Genomic DNA, 18,694 nt, shown 5'->3' with positions numbered 1-18,694 from the left:
GTGCCTTGTTGCATTGCACGAGAGGCCCGGGCAACGTCCCGGGCTTTTTTAGTTGGCTTCGTCGATGTAGATTTCGGGGGTCTCCCCGCGGACATCGAAGTAAAACCCATAGGTACCAGTCTCGGGCGGGGTAAAGCGGAAGTTTTCGAAGACCGCGGAGCAATTAGTCTTTACCGGTTTGTTCAACTGAACATCCTTGTCTTCTTCCGACAGATAGCCGCAATTGGTGCCTGACGTCCAGTTGGCATCACCAAACTTGAACTCGTAGGGTTGCCCGTCAGCCTTGAGTTCCACTTCCGTGCGATAGAGCCCGTTGTCCACTTTCTTGACCTTGTATTCCGGCAGTGCATCCCACCAGGCAAATTGCCCACGTAGATACAGGGATTTGCTGTAATCGCGTTCACCACCGGTGGTGGCGCAACCGGCTGTGATGGCCATAACCGAGGCCAAAGCCAATGTTGTGAGTTTCCTGTTCATGATTGTCTCCTTTATGGTTGCTGGCCCCATGGGATCTGTTCCTCCATGGGGCCGCCAGGGCCGTTGTCAGCGGCCTTATCGATTGAATACAGCCACTGACAGGGCCGGTACCGTGAAGGTGCCGTTCGCTGCTGCAGCGGTCTGTTCCGGGGAGGTGTCCGCCATCACGGAAAAGGCCTCATTTAGGCTGGTGTCCAGTGCCTGTTGGGTCCCTGTGCTGTTGATCACCACGACGACCTGATCCACGTCGCTGTCCAGATCGGTCAGGCCGTTGTCGGGGCCATCGTCCAGACTGAAGGCAATCACGCCGGGTACCTGGCTGGGTCCGGTGTTGTGGAACGACAGTCGTTCACTGACCTGTTCAGCGGTGCGTAGACGGAAAAGCTCGCTTTCGTTACGAACGATCAGCAACTTCTCGACCTGCTCGCGGGTGTAGTCGATCTCGCTTGGCGTTGGGCCGGCCTGGAACTGGCCGATGATCTCGGTGATCAGGTCCCAGTTCGCGCCGTCCTTGTCCTGACGGGGCAGGCCACTATTCCAGGCGGTTTCCTGGTAACTGAAGTCGACTTCATTAAACCAGTCGCCGGAATCGTAACTGTCCCTTTCCATGGATTTGGAACGCAGCAATTCCGAGCCCATATGGATGAAGGGAATGCCCTGGCTGAGGATGGGGACGGAAAGTCCCACCACCTGCATCTGGGCACGTTCCTGAAGCGTGGCGGCGAAATCCGCCTTGTACTGGTTGTTGTCCCAGAGCGTCTGGTTGTCGTGCTTGGAGACGTAGTTGATGATTTCCTGGGGATCGCTGGTATACCCGGCACTCTGACCGTTGTAATCGATCTCCGCGCCGGTTCTGGTGGTGCCATCGGCGGTGATCAACGAATAGTCGCTCAGGCTGCCGGCAATGCCAACGCGGATCCAGTCGCTGATCTGCAGCAGGCGGGTTTTCTCAGCGTCGCTGCCGCTGTTTCGGTCGTTGGGGATGCTGAACAGACCATTGCTGAAGCCCTGGTTGGCGCGCAGTGCGTCACCGCCATCGAAGGGGCCGCCACCACGTACGGCGTCACGCAGGCGATCGTTGAAGGAGCCGATGCCCGTTCCGGCCATGTTTGGCTGGATGGCGTTGACGCCACGCGCATTATTGGCGACTTCACCGAAGTTCCAGCCCTCACCGTAGAAGTAGGTGTCTGGATCGACCGCAGTTACGGCATCCAGCGCCTTTTCCATATTCGACAGCATGTGATGCCCCATCAGGTCAAAGCGGAACCCGGAAATGCCGTACTCCGACGCCCAGGTGACCAGGGAGTCGATCATCAGCTTTTCCATCATCCGGTGCTCGGACGCGGTGTTTTCACAGCAGGTTGACTGCTCAACAACGCCGGTTTCGGGGTTCTGGCGGTGGTAGTAGCCGGGGACCAGTTTGTCGAGAACCGACTTGTCGGCAAGCCCGGAGGCGTTGGTGTGGTTGTAGACCACATCCAGGACCACGTTCAGACCCAGATTGGTGGCAGACTGCACCATTTCACGGAATTCCCGTATCCGGGTCACCCCGTTGGCATCGGAGGCGTAGCTGCCCTCGGGAACGGTGTGGTGCACCGGGTCATAGCCCCAGTTGAAGCTGTCGAGGCCACGAAAAGTGCCATACAGCGCCTGGGCATCGCCGGTTGCAGGGTCGAAGGATGCCAGGACCGTGCGGATGGTGTCGCCACTGCCGCAGAGGTCCGCATAGTTCGCTGCGGCTTCGTCAGACAGGTCGCACAGTTTGCTGAAGTCGTCGTCGATATTGACCACCTCGTCCGGGTTTTCGTTGATCGTTGCGATATCGAAAGACGGCAGCAGGTGGAGATGGGTGATGCCGGCGTTCGCCAGGCTTTCCAGGTGAGTGACGCCATCGCTGATGGATTCCGTAAAGGCGGCGTACTTGCCCCGGTTGGCAGCTGCAACGGTTTCGTCGGTGGCGCTGAAATCGCGAATATGGGTCTCATACACCACGACATCCTCGGGGGCCTGCACTGTCGGTGGGGTCAGGCTGTCCCAGTTGGCCGGTTTCAGGTCGCTGTCAGCCAAATCGACGACCTGCGCATACACGCCATTTTCAGAAAGGCTCAGGGCATAGGGGTCCGATGTCATGGTGGTTTCGATGGCATCGGTACGGGGGTGGTAGACCGTCACCTCATACTGGTAGAACTTACGGTCGACATCGGCGGTGTTGCCGGTATGCCTCCAGACACCGTTATCCCGGGTCATGTCTACCGGATAGCCGCTCACCATGCTGCCGTCGGCATTGAACACGTGCAGGCGCAGGCTCTGGGCCGTTGGGGCCCAAACCGCAAACCCGGTATCGGCACCGCTAACGGTTGCACCCAGAGTGCCGTCATAGGCATAGAGATCGTCGAGCACACCCGGGATCTGAAGGCGGGTAGCCGACATCAGCTCATCATTGCCATTGTAAGCGCCGGCAATCAGTTGGCCGCGCAAAGCGTCCATTTTGGTCTGACTGTCGGTGTCCACGCTATAGGCGGGCCAGTCTGCAAGATGGGGGAAGGCCTCTTCCAGCTCTGGCGAGAGGGTGGTTGCGCTCAGCTCAATAACGGTGCCCCCGTTCAGGGTTTTATCGGTGTTATCGACAGTGATGCCGGCGCCAGCGTCATATCGAAGTTCGACTCGGGTCGCCGCGGCGGTGTCGGCAAAGACGAGCGTATTGGCGTCCAGCCAGTGAGCCTTGGCGCCGTCGACCGCCAGTTCCTCGGCTTCGATCGGGTCGGGGGAGAGCAGCTGACTGCCGCTGATCGTGAAAATACGATTGCCCAGGGCGCCGAAGTGCCAGCGTTTATCATTATCACCCAGGTCTTTTTCATCGCCCTTGTGCATGATGAAGTTCATGCAGTCGCCGCCGTCGCGCATGGGAATGATGTAATAGGCGCCGTAGGTGTCGTTCACGCCACTGGCGGTGTGTGGGTCGGTCCACTCGGTCGGCACGCCTTCCGCCAGGCCATCGCAACCGGCTGCGGCGTCGTTCCAGAGATGGAGCCCCCAGCCGTCATAGTCGCCGGCGGGGCGTTTGTAATAGAGGATGGCTTCGTTGTCGCCGGGTTCCAGCAGGGCGGTGGAGTCCCCGCCTCCGCCGTCGCCGGAGTCTGAAGATGAGCTGTTGCTACCGGAGTTGCAACCGACAAGAGCCAGGGACAAAGCCAAGGCCCAGCCGCCTGCAACCAGTTTATGGTCAGGCATAACGCGTATCCTTTTTCCATTGTTGTTGTTTGGGATGTTGCTTGCGAACCGGCAGAACCTGTACGCAAACGTTGCAGGATCATGGTTGCGCGAAGAGCTCGGCCACACATCCTTCGGCAACGGACTTTTGCGGGCGTAGTCTGAGGGGCGTATGGGGAGTAGAGAATAGAGGAGTGGTGCGTACAAAAAAGGGCCGGCTGAAAAGCCGGCCCAAGGAGGTCCAACGAGAGTGTGTGGTGTTTAGAGCCTTACCACCAGGCTTCGATCTGGGCACCGATCTGGATGTCGCCATCGATGCCTTCACTACGAGCGGCTTCCGCCTGATCGCCGAAGAACGCTGCCGCGTAGGCACGAATCACCGGGCGCGCCCAGTAACCGGGGCCTGCGCTCCACTGTTGCGCAATGGCAACTTTCTGCAGGTCGGTTTCTTCGTCGTTGTAGGGGTGGTGCACATCCTCATAGCCGATTTCCAGAGCTGTGCTGGTCACGGAGTTCCAGTTGTAGATCGGGCGAGCAACAACACTCAGGCGGGTGGGTTCCTCTTCGTTGATCGGGCCGTAGGTTTCACCTTTGGAGTACAGGGCGGAGTAGCCAAGCTCCCAAGGGCCTCCGAGCTTGACCACGCCGTGGTTCAACACGCGCCAGCTCTTCTCGAGCGTGCCGTCGTAGTAAGGGGCGTTGAGGCTCGCGTTGCCGCCCTGGTTGGCAAAGGCGGCTTCGCCCAGGGAGTCGGTCGCATACTGCAGGACGAATTTGTTAAAGCCACCCATGAAACCAGATGACAGTTCAATGGTACCGAAGAAGCCGTCTTCGTCCATGATGCCAGCGGCCTCCTGCTCATCGGTCAAGTCAGCCATGCCATAGATGCCCGCCAGTGTCAGCGTGCTTTCGCCAACCGGGAAGGCGTAGCGCAGGTCCAGCTTGTTGTTCTGAACGATGGTGTCGCTTTCCTGCTTGTCAAAGTTGATCCATGCAGCAGAGAACTGGCCAGCACCGGCCTGAATGTTTTCAACGCCCGCGCCGTAGCCGGAGTTGTTGATGTAGAACAGGTCCAACTGGTGCACGTCATGACGCTTGTAGAAGCGCTTGCCAGCCCAGAGTGTGGCGCCAGGCAGAGATTCGATGACGTTGGTGCCGGACACGTAAAGCTGACGCACCGCTACTTCGCCGCCGCTATAGGGGTTGCCGTTGTTGCGAGTGGTTTCCTCGCCGGCAAAATCGACGCCGTTGACATCGTCGGCGCCGTCAAATGCCTGGTAGTCGTTACCCTGGTTGATGGCTTCGTAGGAGACCATGGAGTCGAAGCGGAACGTTTTACCGTCCTGGCTGAAGAGCTGGTCACCAAAGGCCAGTTCCGCATAAGTGTCGCATTCGTCTGCAAGGCGTCCGACAAAGTGGCCGTTGGCACCGCTACCGAAACAGGTTTGTTCCCCGCCACTGCTGGTGTTGGTGGAAAGACCTGAGCGGGCGTAGCCATGAAAATCAACGGCGATGGCGGGCGTAGCCATGATGGCAGCTGTGACCGCAGCCGCAAGCGGGAGTTTGTTCGGGAAAAAGCGCTTATTGTTTTGCATCATCTGTGTCCTGTGCTTTTTGTCTTTTTTGAATGTCAGGGAAGCGGAAGTTCCGGCATCGTGTCGTGGACAGTCAGTTCCGGATCAGGCTTCCGGTTCCCTTGATTGCAGCTTCTGCCAATCAGACATTGGGAAACCGGATTTCATAGTCCTGTAACGGGAGGGGTAGTGCATCCTCCGCCCTGAAGAAAAAGGGGGGTGAGTTTTCAGGGGGAGGAGGGGCGTAGAAGGATGAGACACCAAATCAGTGGCTTTGCTACCTTTGAAAGCCGCGCGTTTAGGTCATTGGGAAGCGGGTAGGTTTCAGGCTTTCCTTGATTTTTTTCAGATGGCCCAGGAAATCCGCCCCGCGCTTGAGGGTGACGCCGGTCGCAAGGATGTCGATCACTGTTAGGTGAATAATGCGAGAAGACATTGGCATGTAAACCTCGGTGTCCTCCGGCGCCGTTACTTCAATGACCACCGTGCAGACGTCTGCCAGTGGCGAGTCGGGCATGGTGATGCCGATAACGGTAGCGCCGTTGGTGCGGGCGTGCTGTGCAATTTCAACGGTTTCACGGGTGCGCCCGGTATAGGAAATAAGCACGATGACATCGCCCTTGGTGGCCCCTGCGGCTACCATGCGCTGCATCAGGGCGTCATCGTACGACATGACCGGGATATTAAAGCGGAAGAACTTGTGCTGGGCGTCCATGGCAACCGGTGCGGAGCCGCCCATGCCGAAGAAGTTGATCTGCTTGGCTTGGATCAGATAGTCGATGGCCGACGCCAGTGCTTTTGGATCAAGGGCCTGACGTGCCTTGTCGAGGCTGGCAATGGTGCTGAGCATGATCTTGTCGGAGAACTCTGCGACAGTGTCGTCGGGCTCCACGTTCTGACCAATGTACGGCGTGCCAGTGGCAATGCTCTGGGCCAGGCGTATCTTGAAATCGGGAAAGCCGGTGGCTGAAAAACCGCGACAGAAACGGTTGACGGTCGGTTCACTGACGTCCGCCGCCCTGGCCAGAGCGGCAATGCTGTAACGGGTGGCGGCACTTGGGTCGCGAAGAATCGCCTCGGCAACCTTGCGCTCTGATTTATTGAGCGTGTCCAGTCTTAGCTGGATGTCTTCGAGCAGGTTGTCATCGCGTTGCGCCTGGTTCGCAGCCATTTGGGATACTCCCTGAATCATCGGCGTTCTTGTGAAAATCCGCGCTGATTATAGCGTGTTTTTGGTAGGTTTGTGGTAGTAAAAGTGTCATTAATTGGAAAATATCCTTGGAAAATTTCATTTCTGGTGTCATTATTTGCATAAAATTACTACATTGACGCCTCGAGTCGTGCGGCGGTGTGTTGCTGCATGAAAACAAAGAGAGAAGGAACCGATGGCTGATCCGATAAATACCCGTTGTGACCTGATGATGTTTGGTGCGCTTGGTGATCTGGCGCAACGCAAACTGTTTCCCGCGCTGTATCAGCTGGAGCGGGCCGGACTGCTCCACAAGGGCACTCGTATTCTGGCAATCGCGAGAAACAAGGCAGACAGCGGCGAGGTTCGTAAGACGCTTCTTGGCAAGTTGAAAGAGCATGTCAGGAAAGACGAGTTTGATGCCGACGTGGCCGAGAAATTCCTGCAGCGCGTGGATTACCAGTTCCTCGATTTCACCAACCCTGAAGGTTACGGCGTCCTCAATGACTGGCGCAGCAAGGAACCCAGCAATCTGATCGTCTACATGGCCACGCCACCGGCCATGTACGGTGAGATTTCACGCAACCTCCGGGGAAATAACTGTTGCGACCAGAACACCCGGGTGGTTGTAGAGAAGCCGATTGGTCACGACCTTGAGTCGTCCAAGGTCATCAATGACGAGTTGGGTGAGGTTTATAACGAGAACCAGTTGTTCCGTATCGACCATTACCTGGGTAAGGAAACGGTACAGAACCTCATCGCGCTTCGGTTTGCTAACAACCTATTCGCTTCCCAGTGGGACCAGAACCATATTTCCCATGTTGAAATTTCGGTGGCTGAGAGCGTCGGTATCGAGGGCCGCTGGGGCTATTTCGATAAAGCCGGTCAGGTTCGCGATATGGTTCAGAACCACCTGCTTCAACTCCTGTGCCTGATCGCCATGGATCCACCCTCGGACCTGTCGGCAGACAGTATCCGCAATGAGAAAGTGAAAGTGCTGAAGGCGATGCGCCGTATCACTCCCGACATGATGGATACGCATGTGGTTCGCGGGCAGTACACCGCTGGCACCAGTGGCGGAAAGCCCGTGCCGGGCTATCTGGAGGAAGAGGGCGCGGCGCGCGGCAGCAAGACCGAAACCTTTGTGGCCCTGAAAGCCGAGATCGATAACTGGCGCTGGTCTGGCGTACCGTTCTACATCCGTACGGGTAAGCGCCTGCCGGAGAAGCTGTCGCAGATCATCATTCACTTCAAACCGGCGCCACACTACATCTTCGACCCGGACCAGAAACACCTGGCCAACAACAAGCTCATCATCCGTTTGCAGCCGGACGAGGGTATGTCCCTGCAAATTCTGACCAAGGACCAGGGGCTGGATAAGGGAATGCGCCTGCGCCAGGGGCCATTGGAGCTGACGTTCTCGGAAACCTTCGAAACCGACCGTATCCCGGACGCCTACGAGCGCCTGCTCTGGGAGGTCATGAAAGGCAATCAGTATCTGTTCGTCCGTCGTGACGAAGTGGAGCACGCCTGGCAATGGGTTGACCAGATCATGCGCAACTGGGACGACAGTGGCATACCGCCAAAACGCTACGCCGCAGGAACCTGGGGCCCGGTTGCCTCCATCGCCATGATTACCCGTGACGGAAGGAGCTGGTATGAAGATGCATGACCTGAATCTGCCGGAGTCAGTGGATGCGTATTTTTTCGACACCCCTGGTGATACGGCGGTTGCGCTGGCGGATGCAGTCGCAAAACACCTCTCGGAACGGCTGCTGATTGCACCCCGCGCCAGTCTGGTGGTGTCTGGCGGCTCAACCCCGCTGCCATTTTTCGAGGCCTTGAGGGAGAAGCCGTTGGATTGGGCGCGCATTGACGTGCTGCTGGCGGACGAGCGCTGGGTCTCCGAAGACGATAACGACAGCAATACCCGCCTGGTGCGGGAAAGTCTGTTACAAGGCCCTGCCTCGGAAGCCCGGTACCTGTCCCTCAAGCAGCCAGGCGACACGCCGGCTGACGGCTTGGCGGCCGCGGAAACAGCCCTTGAGGAGCTCCACCTTCCGCTGGATGTGCTGATCCTGGGTATGGGCAACGACGGCCATACGGCGTCATTGTTTCCCGATGCGCCGGAGTTGGATCAAGCCCTTGATACGGATTCGGCTGCCATCGTGGCCCCCATGACGCCACCTTCCCAGCCCCAGAAGCGCATTACGCTGACGCTGCGTGCTCTGAGCCGTGCGGGTTTTACGGCATTGCACCTGAAGGGGGACGACAAGCTGAAAACCCTGCAGAGTGCCTGCAGCGATATCGAAAACATCCGCGAAATGCCCATCCGCGCTTTCCTGAAACCGGGGCTGCAGGTTTACTGGAGCGCTTAAGGCTGTTCGCCCGAGATTTGTTATACCGGAGATATGTATGAACCAATTGTCTGACTTCCACCGCGAGCGCGTCCAGGCGGTCTTGAACGCTTCCCCGCTTGTTCCGGTGATTACCATTAACCACCCGGACGAAGCGCTGCCACTGTGTCAGGCTTTGGTTGATGGTGGCATTCGAGTACTGGAAATCACCTTGCGTACCCCTCATGGCGTGAAGGCCATTGAGCAGGTACGAAAAGCGATCCCGGATGCCTGGGTTGGGGCGGGCACGGTCACCAGCATTGCCCAGTACCGGCAGGTTGAAGCCGCCGGCGCCCAGTTCGTGATCACGCCTGGCGTCACCGAGGCCATTCTGGAGTTCGGTGTGACTTCGGAAGCGCCGTTGCTACCGGGTATTTCAACGATTTCGGAGCTGATGGTTGGCTACAACCTTGGCTACCGTGAATTCAAGTTCTTCCCAGCCGAAGTCGCCGGCGGTATCCCCGCCCTGAAGGCTTTCTCTGGCCCTTTCCCGGACGTTACCTTCTGCCCGACCGGCGGTATCCGCCGCAACACTGCCAAGGACTATCTGGCCCTTAAGAACGTCTCGGCCGTTGGTGGCACCTGGTTGACCCCTGGTGATGCCGTTGCTTCTGGCGATTGGGGGCAGATTTCTGAGATTGTTCGTGGGAGCCTTGCTGACCTTTAAGTTTTCCTATTGGTCTGTAGCCTGATTGATTGGAGTTTTCGCGGTTGGTGGCAGGGCCGTTCGGGAAACGCTACGAGCACATGGATGTGCTCGTAGCGGTTTTGGGAAGCCCCGCCCCGCAGCCTCAAGGCACCAAAACCATCAGGCTACAAAAGACGAGACCTCCCAATTCCCGTCTAGCGAATATCAGCCCCAACACGAACAATCTTCATAGTGTTCGTGCCGCCCTGGGCATTCACATAATCGCCCTTGGTAATCACCACCAGGTCACCCTCTTTGACGGCCCCCATCCGAACCAGCTCAGCCACCGCGCGCGAGTTTGTCTGCTCGGGCGGAATCGTCGCCGAATCAAAGGGTACCGTCTGTACACCACGGAACATCGTTACCCGATGCTGGGTAGAATGATTGCGCGAGAAGGCGAAAATCGGAAGGCTGGATTTGATGCGCGACATCAGCAGGGGAGTGGCACCGGTTTCCGACATGCAGATAATCGACGTCACACCATCCAGGTGATTGGCCGCGTACATGGCAGACAGGGCGATCGCCTCATCCACATGCTCCATGCTTTCATGAATGCGGTGCTTGGACTGATGCATCGACGGATGCTTTTCTGCGCCCATGCAAATTCGCACCATGGCTTCCACCGCTTCCGTGGGGTAGTCGCCGACCGCCGTTTCTGCTGACAGCATGACCGCGTCGGTGTAGTCCATCACCGCGTTCGCCACGTCGGAAACCTCCGCCCGGGTCGGCATCGGGTTTTCGATCATCGACTCCATCATCTGGGTGGCGGTAATCACCACCGTGTTCAGGGCGCGGGCGCGGTTGATGATGTGCTTCTGAACGCCCACCAGCTCGGCGTCGCCAATCTCAACAGCTAGGTCGCCCCTGGCCACCATAACCGCGTCCGACGCATCGATGACCGCATCCAGGGCGGCGTTATCGTGGGCCAGTTCCGCGCGTTCAATCTTGGCAACCAGGCGTGCTTCCGAGCCAGCTTCCTTCAGCAGGCGGCGGGCAACGTGCATGTCTTCGGCGGTGCGTACAAACGACACCGCGACATAATCGGCGCCCAGGCGGGCGGCGGTTTTGATGTCCTGCTTGTCTTTCTCGGTCAGGGCTTCGGCGGAGAGGCCGCCGCCGCGCTTGTTGAGGCCCTTGTTGTTGGACAGGGGGCCGCCGATAAGAACGCGGGAGGAGATGCTGGTGCCGTCAACGGACTCGACTTCCATCTCGATGCGGCCGTCGTCCAGTACCAGGATGTCGCCTGGCTTGACGTCTTCAATCAGTTGCTCGTAGTCAATGCCGACGCGCTCTTCATTGCCGGCTTCCTTGTCCATGCTGGCGTCCAGGATAAACTGCTGGCCGGCCTTGAGGGTCACCTTGTTTTCCGCGAAGCGTGCGATACGGAGTTTTGGCCCCTGGAGGTCGGCGAGCAGGGCGACAAACCGGCCGTTGGCGGCGGCAGATTCCCGCACCCGCAGGGCGCGTTGGATGTGGTCTTCCGCACTGCCGTGGGAAAAATTCAATCTCGTAACATCAACACCTGCAGCAATAATAGCTGACAGTGATTCCGGTGAATCAGTGGCGGGGCCGAGAGTGGCGACGATCTTGGTGCGCCTTAACATGGTTCCAGTTTCCTTTTGTTTTTCAGTGAAGCTTTCCGGTTGTGCTGGACGAAATGGCAGGTGAGCAGGGTTACTGGCTCGCCTTTTTCATCAGTGCAACAGCGTTGTCGAGCATCCGGTTGGAGAAGCCCCATTCATTGTCGTACCAGGCCATGACTTTCGCGTGACGGCCCATGGCCCGTGTGTGATTGGCGTCGAAAATGCTGGACAGGGCGTTGTGGTTGAAGTCCACACTAACCAGTTTCTCTGCGTTGTAGCCAAGGACCGGGTTGTTTTCCGCTGCAGCTTTCACGACCTCGTTGATTTCTTCCACGGTGGTGTCGCGGCTGGCGATGAAGCCGAAATCCACCAGGGAAACGTTGATAGTAGGAACCCGCACGGCCAGTCCGTCAAGTTTTCCGGACAGTTCCGGGATCACCTTGCCAATGGCTGCGGCTGCACCGGTTTTTGTCGGGATCATGGACTGGGTGGCCGAGCGCGCGCGATACAGGTCAGAGTGGTAGACGTCGCTCAGTTTCTGGTCATTGGTGTACGAGTGGATCGTGGTCATCAGGCCACTCTCAATGCCAATTTTCCTGTGCAATGCTTCAACAACCGGTGCCAGGCAGTTGGTGGTGCAGGAGGCGTTGGAGATGATGTTGTGTTCGGCGGTCAGAACGTCGTCGTTGACCCCGTAGACAACCATCGCGTCGGCGTCAGAAGAGGGGGCTGAGATAATGACTTTGCGTGCGCCGGCTTTGAGGTGACCCTCTGCCTTGTCACGGGCGGTAAACAGGCCAGTGCACTCGAAGACCACATCCACATGGTAGTCTTTCCACGGCAGTTCTTCGGGGTTACGGATGGCGGTGATGGCGATGCGGTCACCGTTGACGGAGAGTGATTCGGCATCGTGGTTCACAATGCCGTTGAAGCGACCGTGAACGCTGTCGTATTTGAGTAGGTGAGCGTTGGTTTCCGCGTCTCCCAGGTCGTTGATGGCAACCACCTGAAGCTCATTTCGGTAGTCGTTTTCATAAAGTGCGCGGAGAACATTGCGGCCAATGCGACCAAAGCCGTTAATTGCGATACGAATAGTCATGTTCTGGCTCCAGATTTGTTTGTTTATTGTTCGTTTCAGTTTCTGATGTAGTAAATATAACAACAAATAATGGAAAAATGAATGACTGGCGGGTGAAAGTAGCAAAAAAAGAAAGTAAACTTACGGGAATAAAAAAGTAATTAGATAACAAGTTTCAGGAGACCCACTATGCACCCGACCGTAGACGCGGTTACCAAGCGGATCATCGAGCGCAGTCGCGCTACCCGGCAGGATTATCTGGACAGGATGGGCGAGCTCAAAGCCCAGTCACCCCAGCGCAGCACGCTGTCCTGCGGCAACCTGGCTCATGGCTTTGCCGCCTGTAACCAGTCCGATAAAGACACCCTCAAATTCATGAACAAGGCCAATGTGGCCATTGTCTCCGCCTACAACGACATGTTGTCGGCCCACCAGCCTTATCAGGACTTTCCGGACGTGATTCGCAAGGCGGCCAACGGAATGGGCTCGGTGGCGCAGTTTGCCGGTGGCACCCCGGCCATGTGTGACGGTGTGACCCAGGGCCAGCCGGGCATGGAGCTGAGCCTTTTTTCACGCGACACCATCGCCATGAGTACGTCGGTCGCCCTGAGTCATAATATGTTCGATGCCACCATGTTGCTCGGCATCTGCGACAAAATCGTTCCTGGTTTGCTGATCGGGTCGCTGAGCTTCGGCTACCTGCCGACCATTCTGGTGCCGGCTGGTCCCATGCCGTCTGGGCTGCCCAATAAAGAGAAGCAGCGCATTCGCCAGCTCTACGCCGAGGGCAAGATCGGTAAAGACGAGCTGCTGGAGGCGGAATCCCAGTCCTACCACAGCCCCGGTACCTGCACGTTCTATGGTACCGCCAACAGTAATCAGCTTCTGGTGGAGGTAATGGGGCTGCATCTGCCAGGGTCGGCCTTCGTGAACCCGGGTACGCCACTACGTGAAGCCTTGACCCGTGAGGCAACCGAACAGGTTATCCGGCTGTCCAAGCCCCACGGAGGCACGTTGGGTCTGGGCGACATGGTGGACGAAAAGAGTATCGTGAATGCGCTGGTGGCGCTGCTGGTGACCGGTGGCTCCACCAATCACACCATTCACTGGATCGCCATCGCCCGAGCCGCCGGCATCATTGTCGACTGGAACGACTACTCCGAGTTGTCATCGGCGGTACCTTCGATGACGCGTATTTATCCCAACGGCCAGGAAGACGTGAACGCCTTCCACGAAGCGGGGGGAACGCCGTTCCTGATCCGTGAGTTGCTGAGTGCCGGTCTGCTTCATAATGACGTTGAGACGGTTGTGGGGCATGGGCTGGAACAGTACGCACGAATGCCGGAACTGGAGAATGACAAGCTGGTGTGGAAGCCGGCGCCTGAGAAAAGTGCCAAGCCGGATGTGCTGAGTACAGCGGCGGAGCCCTTTGCGCCGGACGGCGGATTGCGGGTTCTGGATGGCAATCTTGGCCGTGGCGTGATCAAGGTGTCGGCCGTGGCGGAGGAGCACCGCGTAGTGAAGGCACCGGCTGTTGTGTTCAATGACCAGAACGAACTCAAGGCGGCCTTCGATGCGGGTGACCTCAACCGCGATTGCGTTGTGGTGGTCCGGTTCCAGGGCCCGAAAGCCAACGGTATGCCTGAATTGCACAAGCTGACGCCGTACCTTGGTGTGCTTCAGGATCGTGGCTATAAGGTTGCGCTGGTTACCGATGGTCGCATGTCCGGAGCGTCCGGTAAGGTGCCGGCAGCCATACACGTCTATCCGGAAGCGGCGAATGGTGGGGAGCTTTGCCGGGTGCGCAATGGCGACGTGATCAATCTGGACGCGGTTGCCGGAACACTGGAGATTGAGGTGTCGGCTGAGGAATTTGCCAGCCGCGAGGCAGAAAAAGCGGACCTGAGCAGTTATCATCACGGCCTGGGCCGGGAGCTGTTTGGCTGGATGCGCAAAGCCGCCAGCAACCCGGAAGAGGGCGCCAGCTTTTTCTGGAATCACGACGCATGACGAAAGACAACTACTCGCTGGTAGGAGACATCGGGGGTACCAACGCCAGGTTTGCTCTCGTTCGCTCCGGTGACGTTACCCCGGAGGCTGTTGAAGTCCTTGCCTGCGGGGACTACGACAATCTTGATGCTGCCATCGTTGATTACCTTGCCCGCTGCGGCGTAGGGGAGGTGCAGGATGTCTGTCTTGCGGTAGCATCGCCAGTCCAGGGCACCCAGGTGCGGATGACCAACAACCACTGGCGTTTCGACAGCGAGGAGGTTCGCAGGCGGTTTGGTTGGGGCGCGTTCAAGGTGATCAATGACTTTACTGCCATGGCCCTCGGGGTTCCCCATGTCAGTGCCGATAAGCTGGTCCACGTTTGCGGCGGCCCAGGCAATGCGGCGCGCCCCCGGCTGGTTATCGGTCCGGGTACCGGCCTGGGAGTGTCAGGGTTGGTTCCGTTGCAGCATGGCTGGGTGCCGCTGATGACTGAGGGTGGTCACGTGGACTTTGCCCCGACAGACGATACCGAGATGGCTATCCTGCGGATTCTGAAGGCCCGGTTCGGTCGCGTTTCCGTCGAACGTATCCTGTGTGGTCAGGGTTTGCTGAACCTTTACCAGGCCCACGCGGAGATACAGGGCGTGGCCGCCCCCCTGGATGCGCCGGAGAAAATAACCGCCGCCGCGTTGGATCAGTCTGACCTGCTTGCCCGCCAGACTTTGCGGCACTTCTGCGAGATTCTTGGGCGCGTTGCCGGCAATGGGGTTCTGACTCTCGGCGGCACTGGGGGTGTTTACCTGTGCGGAGGCATTCTCCCCAGGTTCATCGATTTCTTCCTGGAAAGCCCGTTCCAGAAAGGTTTCGAAGACAAGGGGCGGATGCGTCCCCTGCTGGAATCAACGCCGGTTTACGTAGTGATGGATGGGTACACCGGTTTGTTGGGGGCTGCCGAAGCGCTGGCCAACCCGGAAGTGTAGTCCGGCGCTCATTCACAGGTAGTGAATGAGCGTATCCCTCTCAAAGCGGTATTGGCGGTTATACACGCCCTTGTCTGAGCGTTTCCCCGCCGCCAGTACCATGGTCACCAGGCCCTTTCTCGGTAGCTTCAACAGCCGTCTTACCCGGCATTCGTCAAAGCCTTCCATGGGGCATGAATCGTAACCGTGGGCCCTCAGCGCCAGCATCAGGTTTTCAGCCGCAAGTGCGGTGGATTTTGTGGCCCAGACTTTCATCTCACTCTTTGAATAGGGGCCCCTGGGAACAGGGCGGGAAAGGCCTACAAACAATCCGGCGGCTTTCTTGGCGGCACCGAGCAGGCCGAAAGGCCCCTGGTTGTAGTGGATGGGTGCGATTCTGGAATAGTACTTCTCGACGATGCCCGGCAACTTTTCCTCCGGCCATTGCTCCAGCGCCATACGGGAGTGCTCTCGCCAGGTGTCAGTACGGGCGACTACGACAATCAGTAGGGGAGCGGTTTTGGCGGCGTTCTGCCCAAGGCAGGCGTCGGCCAGACGCGTTTTGAGGTCTGGGGTCCTGACCACGAAAAATTCCCAGGGCTGAAGATTGCTGGAATTTGGCGCCAGCATGGCCAGCTCAAGGCAATCATCCAGCACGTGTTCCGGCACTGGCTCGTCGGTAAATCGGCGTACTGAACGCCGGCTGCGAACAACCTCGCGAAACGCATTCAGGGTGGCGTTGGAGTCAACATCTGACTTGGCATTCATGGGCGGAGCAGTCCTTGTGCCGTTCTCGGAATCGTCGATTTGTGGCTAACGGGTTGAGGCTTTATGGTTACGTTAAGTGGCTGTGTATGCAATGGCCTATTCTTCTGGAGTGGTTGGCACAAATGACCAGTCTTTATTCCCGGATGCCGTTTGGTGAATTGGTGGAGAACGTTCGCCAGTGCCGGATCTGTGAAGCTCAGTTGCCCCTCGGGCCCCGGCCGGTGATCCAGATCTCGCAGTCAGCGCGTTTGCTGGTGGTGGGGCAGGCGCCCGGGCGCCGTGTTCACGATACCGGATTGCCGTTCAACGACCCCAGCGGCGACCGGCTGCGCAACTGGATGGGCATTGACCGGGACACTTTCTACGACGAACAGCAACTGGCGATCTTGCCCATGGGGTTCTGTTATCCCGGCACAGGAAAGAACGGTGACCTGCCACCACGGCCGGAGTGTGCGCCTGCCTGGCGGGGCCTGCTACTGGAACGCCTGGAGCATGTGGAGCTGACGTTGGTGATTGGACAGTACGCTCATGCCTGGCACTTGCCAGGGGCGAAAACGTCGGTGACTGAGCGGGTGAGGCAATGGCGGGAGGTGTGGCCGACCATGTTGCCGTTGCCACACCCCAGCCCGAGAAACAACCTTTGGCTACGGCGCAATCCCTGGTTCGAGCAGGAGGTTATTCCCGAGCTGCGCCGCCGGGTAAAGGATATTCTGGACGACTGAGCTCCCAGGTGTCTGTTGTACACCTATCGGGCTTCTTCCCAGCGCGCAAGAAGATCTTCGTAGCGAATGGTTTTCCCCGGTGGCTTTTCGTTCTTCAACTTCGGCTTCGGAGCTCCTGGTTGTGCGAGCCACCAGTCGCGACCTTTTGCATCGTCGTCTGATGCGATACGGGGTGGGCAGTTCTTGACCGTGTAGTTCCGTTCCATCACCGCCATCGCCCTGTCCTGACTTTCGGCCAGTTTATCCATGGCCTGCTGTGCTGTGCGTTCTCCCGACATTGCATCGGCGATGTTCGGCCACCAGAGTTTGGCCAGTTTGGGATAGTCGGCGATATTAACACCGGTCGGTGTCCAGGCTTCACGGGCGGGGCTGCGGTAGAACTCCACCAGCCCGCCCAGTTCCGCGCTTCTGGCCTGCATTTCCGGGGAGTCCAGGTCCGATTCGCGAATTGGCGTCAGGCCCACGAGCGTTTTTTGAAGTGATACCGATTTTGAGACGGTGAACTGGGCGTAGAGCCAGGCCGCTTTCTGGCTGCGATCACTCATCACTCTGGGAATGGTCCAGGCGCCTACGTCCTGATAGCCGAGTTTCATGCCTTCCGACCAATAGGCGCCGTAAGGAGAGGGTGCCATTCGCCATTTCGGCGTACCGTCGTCATTGACCACGGGTAGCCCGGGTGTGGTCATGTCGGACGTGAAGGCGGTATACCAGAAAATCTGCTGGGCAATCTGGCCCTGAGCGGGAACGGGACCGGCCTCGGAAAAGTTCATCTCTGGCGCTTCCGGTGGCGCGTAGCTTCTGAGCCAATCTATGTACTTCTGCAAGGCATAAACAGCGGCCGGCCCGTTGGTGGCGCCGCCTCTCTTGACGGAGGAGCCAACAGGATGACATTCCTCCATCCGGATTCCCCATTCATCCACTGGCAGGCCATTGGGTAGCCCGGGGTCGCCAGCGCCCGCCATGGATAGCCAGGCATCGGTGAAGCGCCATCCAAGTGACGGATCTCGTTTGCCATAGTCCATATGGCCGTACACGCGCTCGCCGTCGATCTCCTTCACATGGACGGTGAAGAACTCGGCAATATCCTCATAGGCGGACCAGTTCAATGGCACGCCAAGCTCATAGCCATAGCGCTCCAGGAACTTTGCGCGTAACTCGGGGCGCTGGAACCAGTCGTAACGGAACCAGTAGAGGTTGGCGAATTGCTGGTCCGGCAACTGGTAGATTTTTCCATCCGGGCCCGTCACGAAGCTCAGGCCAATAAAATCCTTCAGGTCCAGCGTGGGCAACGTGTACTCGCGCCCCTTGCCTTCCATGTAGTCACTCAGTGCCAGTGCCCAACCGGTGCGCGCGTGGGTGCCAATCAGGTCTGAGTCGTTGACGAAGGCGTCATACCGACCCTTGGCAGCCATGATCCTTTGTAGGTTGACCTGCCGGATGACCTCGCCTTCCGGTTTCAGGTCGTGAGTCACCTTTATGCCGGTAATGTCGGAAAACGCTTTCGCGAGTACTTCGGATTCGTAACGGTGCGTTGCCAGGTTCTCTGACAGAACCGAAATCTCAAGGCCTTCCAGCGGCTTGGCGGTGTGTGCAAACCAGGCAAGCTCTTCTGCCTGTTGCTCCGTAGATAGCGTGGACGCCTGAAAATTTTCTGAAATCCACTGATGGATGACCTGCTTGCGTGCTTCCGGCAACGCACTAAACGTATCTGAACCGTGACCGGCTGCGCTGAAGCACAGCAGACAGGTGGTCGCAGCGACAATTGGCCATTTCCTCATGGAACACCTTTCTTGTTGTTAGTCACACGTGTTTTGTTGGTTTTACTACATTATTGAGAGTAATGTTCGTTTTGTGGTTCGTCAACGAAAATTTATCGACATTTCTGTATTTGTAATTAAGTCAACAAAAACAACAATATATTGATTGTTTCGTTGTTTTTTGCGCCATGCAAGGGCGCAGATTTCAGATAAAATATGTTCTAAAACTTTCCATTTTTTCTTTAGCGCGCTAGATTTGTTCTGTCTCGAAAACAGAAAGCGGCCAAAAACCGCAATAAAT

The 18,694-nt window shown here is 57.7% G+C and carries 14 protein-coding genes; 6 read left to right on the top strand and 8 right to left on the bottom strand.

Features of this window, described 5'->3' with window-relative positions:
• Window positions 1-48: 48 nt before the first annotated feature.
• The 4 genes from AAGD24_RS12800 to AAGD24_RS12785 all read right to left on the bottom strand — a co-directional run bounded on the left by AAGD24_RS12800 (window position 49) and on the right by AAGD24_RS12785 (window position 6,432).
• On the bottom strand, window positions 49-477 hold the full coding sequence (locus tag AAGD24_RS12800; protein WP_085680126.1) for a hypothetical protein: 429 nt from the start codon (window positions 475-477) through the stop codon (window positions 49-51).
• A 75-nt stretch (window positions 478-552) separates the two neighbouring features.
• On the bottom strand, window positions 553-3,708 hold the full coding sequence (gene pulA / locus AAGD24_RS12795; RefSeq protein ID WP_379865325.1) for a pullulanase-type alpha-1,6-glucosidase: 3,156 nt from the start codon (window positions 3,706-3,708) through the stop codon (window positions 553-555).
• Window positions 3,709-3,956: 248 nt separating this feature from the next.
• Window positions 3,957-5,282, bottom strand: coding sequence for a carbohydrate porin (locus tag AAGD24_RS12790; RefSeq protein ID WP_085680128.1), 1,326 nt, complete (start codon window positions 5,280-5,282; stop codon window positions 3,957-3,959).
• Window positions 5,283-5,559: 277 nt separating this feature from the next.
• Entirely contained in the window at window positions 5,560-6,432 is an 873-nt protein-coding gene (locus AAGD24_RS12785; protein ID WP_007155673.1) for a MurR/RpiR family transcriptional regulator, read from the bottom strand.
• A gap of 214 nt (window positions 6,433-6,646) precedes the next feature.
• Between AAGD24_RS12785 and zwf the strand changes: the two genes are divergently transcribed.
• Genes zwf through AAGD24_RS12770 form a run of 3 tightly spaced genes read left to right on the top strand, consistent with a single transcriptional unit; the run spans window position 6,647 to window position 9,513 of the window.
• Window positions 6,647-8,122 carry a glucose-6-phosphate dehydrogenase gene (gene zwf / locus AAGD24_RS12780; protein WP_136633117.1) on the top strand — a complete coding sequence of 492 codons (1,476 nt, stop codon included), beginning with the start codon at window positions 6,647-6,649 and terminating at the stop codon, window positions 8,120-8,122.
• A complete protein-coding gene (pgl, locus tag AAGD24_RS12775; protein ID WP_136633118.1) occupies window positions 8,115-8,828 on the top strand; it encodes a 6-phosphogluconolactonase in 714 nt (237 codons plus the stop codon). The genes zwf and pgl overlap by 8 nt, the downstream gene beginning before the upstream one ends.
• A 37-nt stretch (window positions 8,829-8,865) precedes the next feature.
• On the top strand, window positions 8,866-9,513 hold the full coding sequence (locus tag AAGD24_RS12770) for a bifunctional 4-hydroxy-2-oxoglutarate aldolase/2-dehydro-3-deoxy-phosphogluconate aldolase (RefSeq protein ID WP_091641413.1): 648 nt from the start codon (window positions 8,866-8,868) through the stop codon (window positions 9,511-9,513).
• A gap of 176 nt (window positions 9,514-9,689) precedes the next feature.
• Here AAGD24_RS12770 and pyk read toward each other — a convergent pair whose 3' ends face one another.
• Entirely contained in the window at window positions 9,690-11,138 is a 1,449-nt protein-coding gene (gene pyk, locus AAGD24_RS12765) for a pyruvate kinase (protein ID WP_041335519.1), read from the bottom strand.
• A gap of 70 nt (window positions 11,139-11,208) precedes the next feature.
• Entirely contained in the window at window positions 11,209-12,216 is a 1,008-nt protein-coding gene (gene gap / locus AAGD24_RS12760; protein ID WP_036205115.1) for a type I glyceraldehyde-3-phosphate dehydrogenase, read from the bottom strand.
• A 168-nt stretch (window positions 12,217-12,384) separates the two neighbouring features.
• Here gap and edd point away from each other — a divergent pair, with 168 nt between their 5' ends.
• Both edd and AAGD24_RS12750 read left to right on the top strand, forming a co-directional pair.
• Window positions 12,385-14,205, top strand: a complete 1,821-nt coding sequence (gene edd, locus AAGD24_RS12755) for a phosphogluconate dehydratase (protein ID WP_036205117.1) — start codon at window positions 12,385-12,387, stop codon at window positions 14,203-14,205.
• On the top strand, window positions 14,202-15,167 hold the full coding sequence (locus AAGD24_RS12750; RefSeq protein WP_041335516.1) for a glucokinase: 966 nt from the start codon (window positions 14,202-14,204) through the stop codon (window positions 15,165-15,167). The genes edd and AAGD24_RS12750 overlap by 4 nt, the downstream gene beginning before the upstream one ends.
• Window positions 15,168-15,179: 12 nt before the next feature.
• Here AAGD24_RS12750 and AAGD24_RS12745 read toward each other — a convergent pair whose 3' ends face one another.
• Window positions 15,180-15,914, bottom strand: a complete 735-nt coding sequence (locus AAGD24_RS12745) for a nitroreductase family protein (protein WP_041335514.1) — start codon at window positions 15,912-15,914, stop codon at window positions 15,180-15,182.
• 122 nt (window positions 15,915-16,036) lie between these two features.
• On the opposite strand from AAGD24_RS12745, the gene AAGD24_RS12740 reads away from it, so the two are divergent.
• Window positions 16,037-16,636, top strand: coding sequence for a uracil-DNA glycosylase family protein (locus tag AAGD24_RS12740; RefSeq protein ID WP_350035480.1), 600 nt, complete (start codon window positions 16,037-16,039; stop codon window positions 16,634-16,636).
• 23 nt (window positions 16,637-16,659) lie between these two features.
• Here the strand turns inward: AAGD24_RS12740 and AAGD24_RS12735 are convergent, their stop codons facing one another.
• Window positions 16,660-18,414, bottom strand: coding sequence for an ABC transporter substrate-binding protein (locus tag AAGD24_RS12735; protein ID WP_379865321.1), 1,755 nt, complete (start codon window positions 18,412-18,414; stop codon window positions 16,660-16,662).
• Between the last annotated feature and the right edge of the window lie 280 nt (window positions 18,415-18,694).

Source organism: Marinobacter sp. M5B, from assembly GCF_042604615.1.
Lineage (GTDB): Bacteria > Pseudomonadota > Gammaproteobacteria > Pseudomonadales > Oleiphilaceae > Marinobacter > Marinobacter salarius.
The sequence above is the reverse complement of the archived record's forward strand: the minus strand, read 5'-3'. Positions and strand labels throughout refer to the sequence as shown.

What these genes read in the sequence shown, in the direction of transcription:
- AAGD24_RS12800 (WP_085680126.1), bottom strand. Translation starts at nt 477, where the DNA reads ATGAACAGGAAACTCACAACATTGGCTTTGGCCTCGGTTATGGCCATC.
- pulA (WP_379865325.1), bottom strand. Translation starts at nt 3,708, where the DNA reads ATGCCTGACCATAAACTGGTTGCAGGCGGCTGGGCCTTGGCTTTGTCC.
- AAGD24_RS12790 (WP_085680128.1), bottom strand. Translation starts at nt 5,282, where the DNA reads ATGCAAAACAATAAGCGCTTTTTCCCGAACAAACTCCCGCTTGCGGCT.
- AAGD24_RS12785 (WP_007155673.1), bottom strand. Translation starts at nt 6,432, where the DNA reads ATGGCTGCGAACCAGGCGCAACGCGATGACAACCTGCTCGAAGACATC.
- zwf (WP_136633117.1), top strand. Translation starts at nt 6,647, where the DNA reads ATGGCTGATCCGATAAATACCCGTTGTGACCTGATGATGTTTGGTGCG.
- pgl (WP_136633118.1), top strand. Translation starts at nt 8,115, where the DNA reads ATGCATGACCTGAATCTGCCGGAGTCAGTGGATGCGTATTTTTTCGAC.
- AAGD24_RS12770 (WP_091641413.1), top strand. Translation starts at nt 8,866, where the DNA reads ATGAACCAATTGTCTGACTTCCACCGCGAGCGCGTCCAGGCGGTCTTG.
- pyk (WP_041335519.1), bottom strand. Translation starts at nt 11,138, where the DNA reads ATGTTAAGGCGCACCAAGATCGTCGCCACTCTCGGCCCCGCCACTGAT.
- gap (WP_036205115.1), bottom strand. Translation starts at nt 12,216, where the DNA reads ATGACTATTCGTATCGCAATTAACGGCTTTGGTCGCATTGGCCGCAAT.
- edd (WP_036205117.1), top strand. Translation starts at nt 12,385, where the DNA reads ATGCACCCGACCGTAGACGCGGTTACCAAGCGGATCATCGAGCGCAGT.
- AAGD24_RS12750 (WP_041335516.1), top strand. Translation starts at nt 14,202, where the DNA reads ATGACGAAAGACAACTACTCGCTGGTAGGAGACATCGGGGGTACCAAC.
- AAGD24_RS12745 (WP_041335514.1), bottom strand. Translation starts at nt 15,914, where the DNA reads ATGAATGCCAAGTCAGATGTTGACTCCAACGCCACCCTGAATGCGTTT.
- AAGD24_RS12740 (WP_350035480.1), top strand. Translation starts at nt 16,037, where the DNA reads ATGACCAGTCTTTATTCCCGGATGCCGTTTGGTGAATTGGTGGAGAAC.
- AAGD24_RS12735 (WP_379865321.1), bottom strand. Translation starts at nt 18,414, where the DNA reads ATGAGGAAATGGCCAATTGTCGCTGCGACCACCTGTCTGCTGTGCTTC.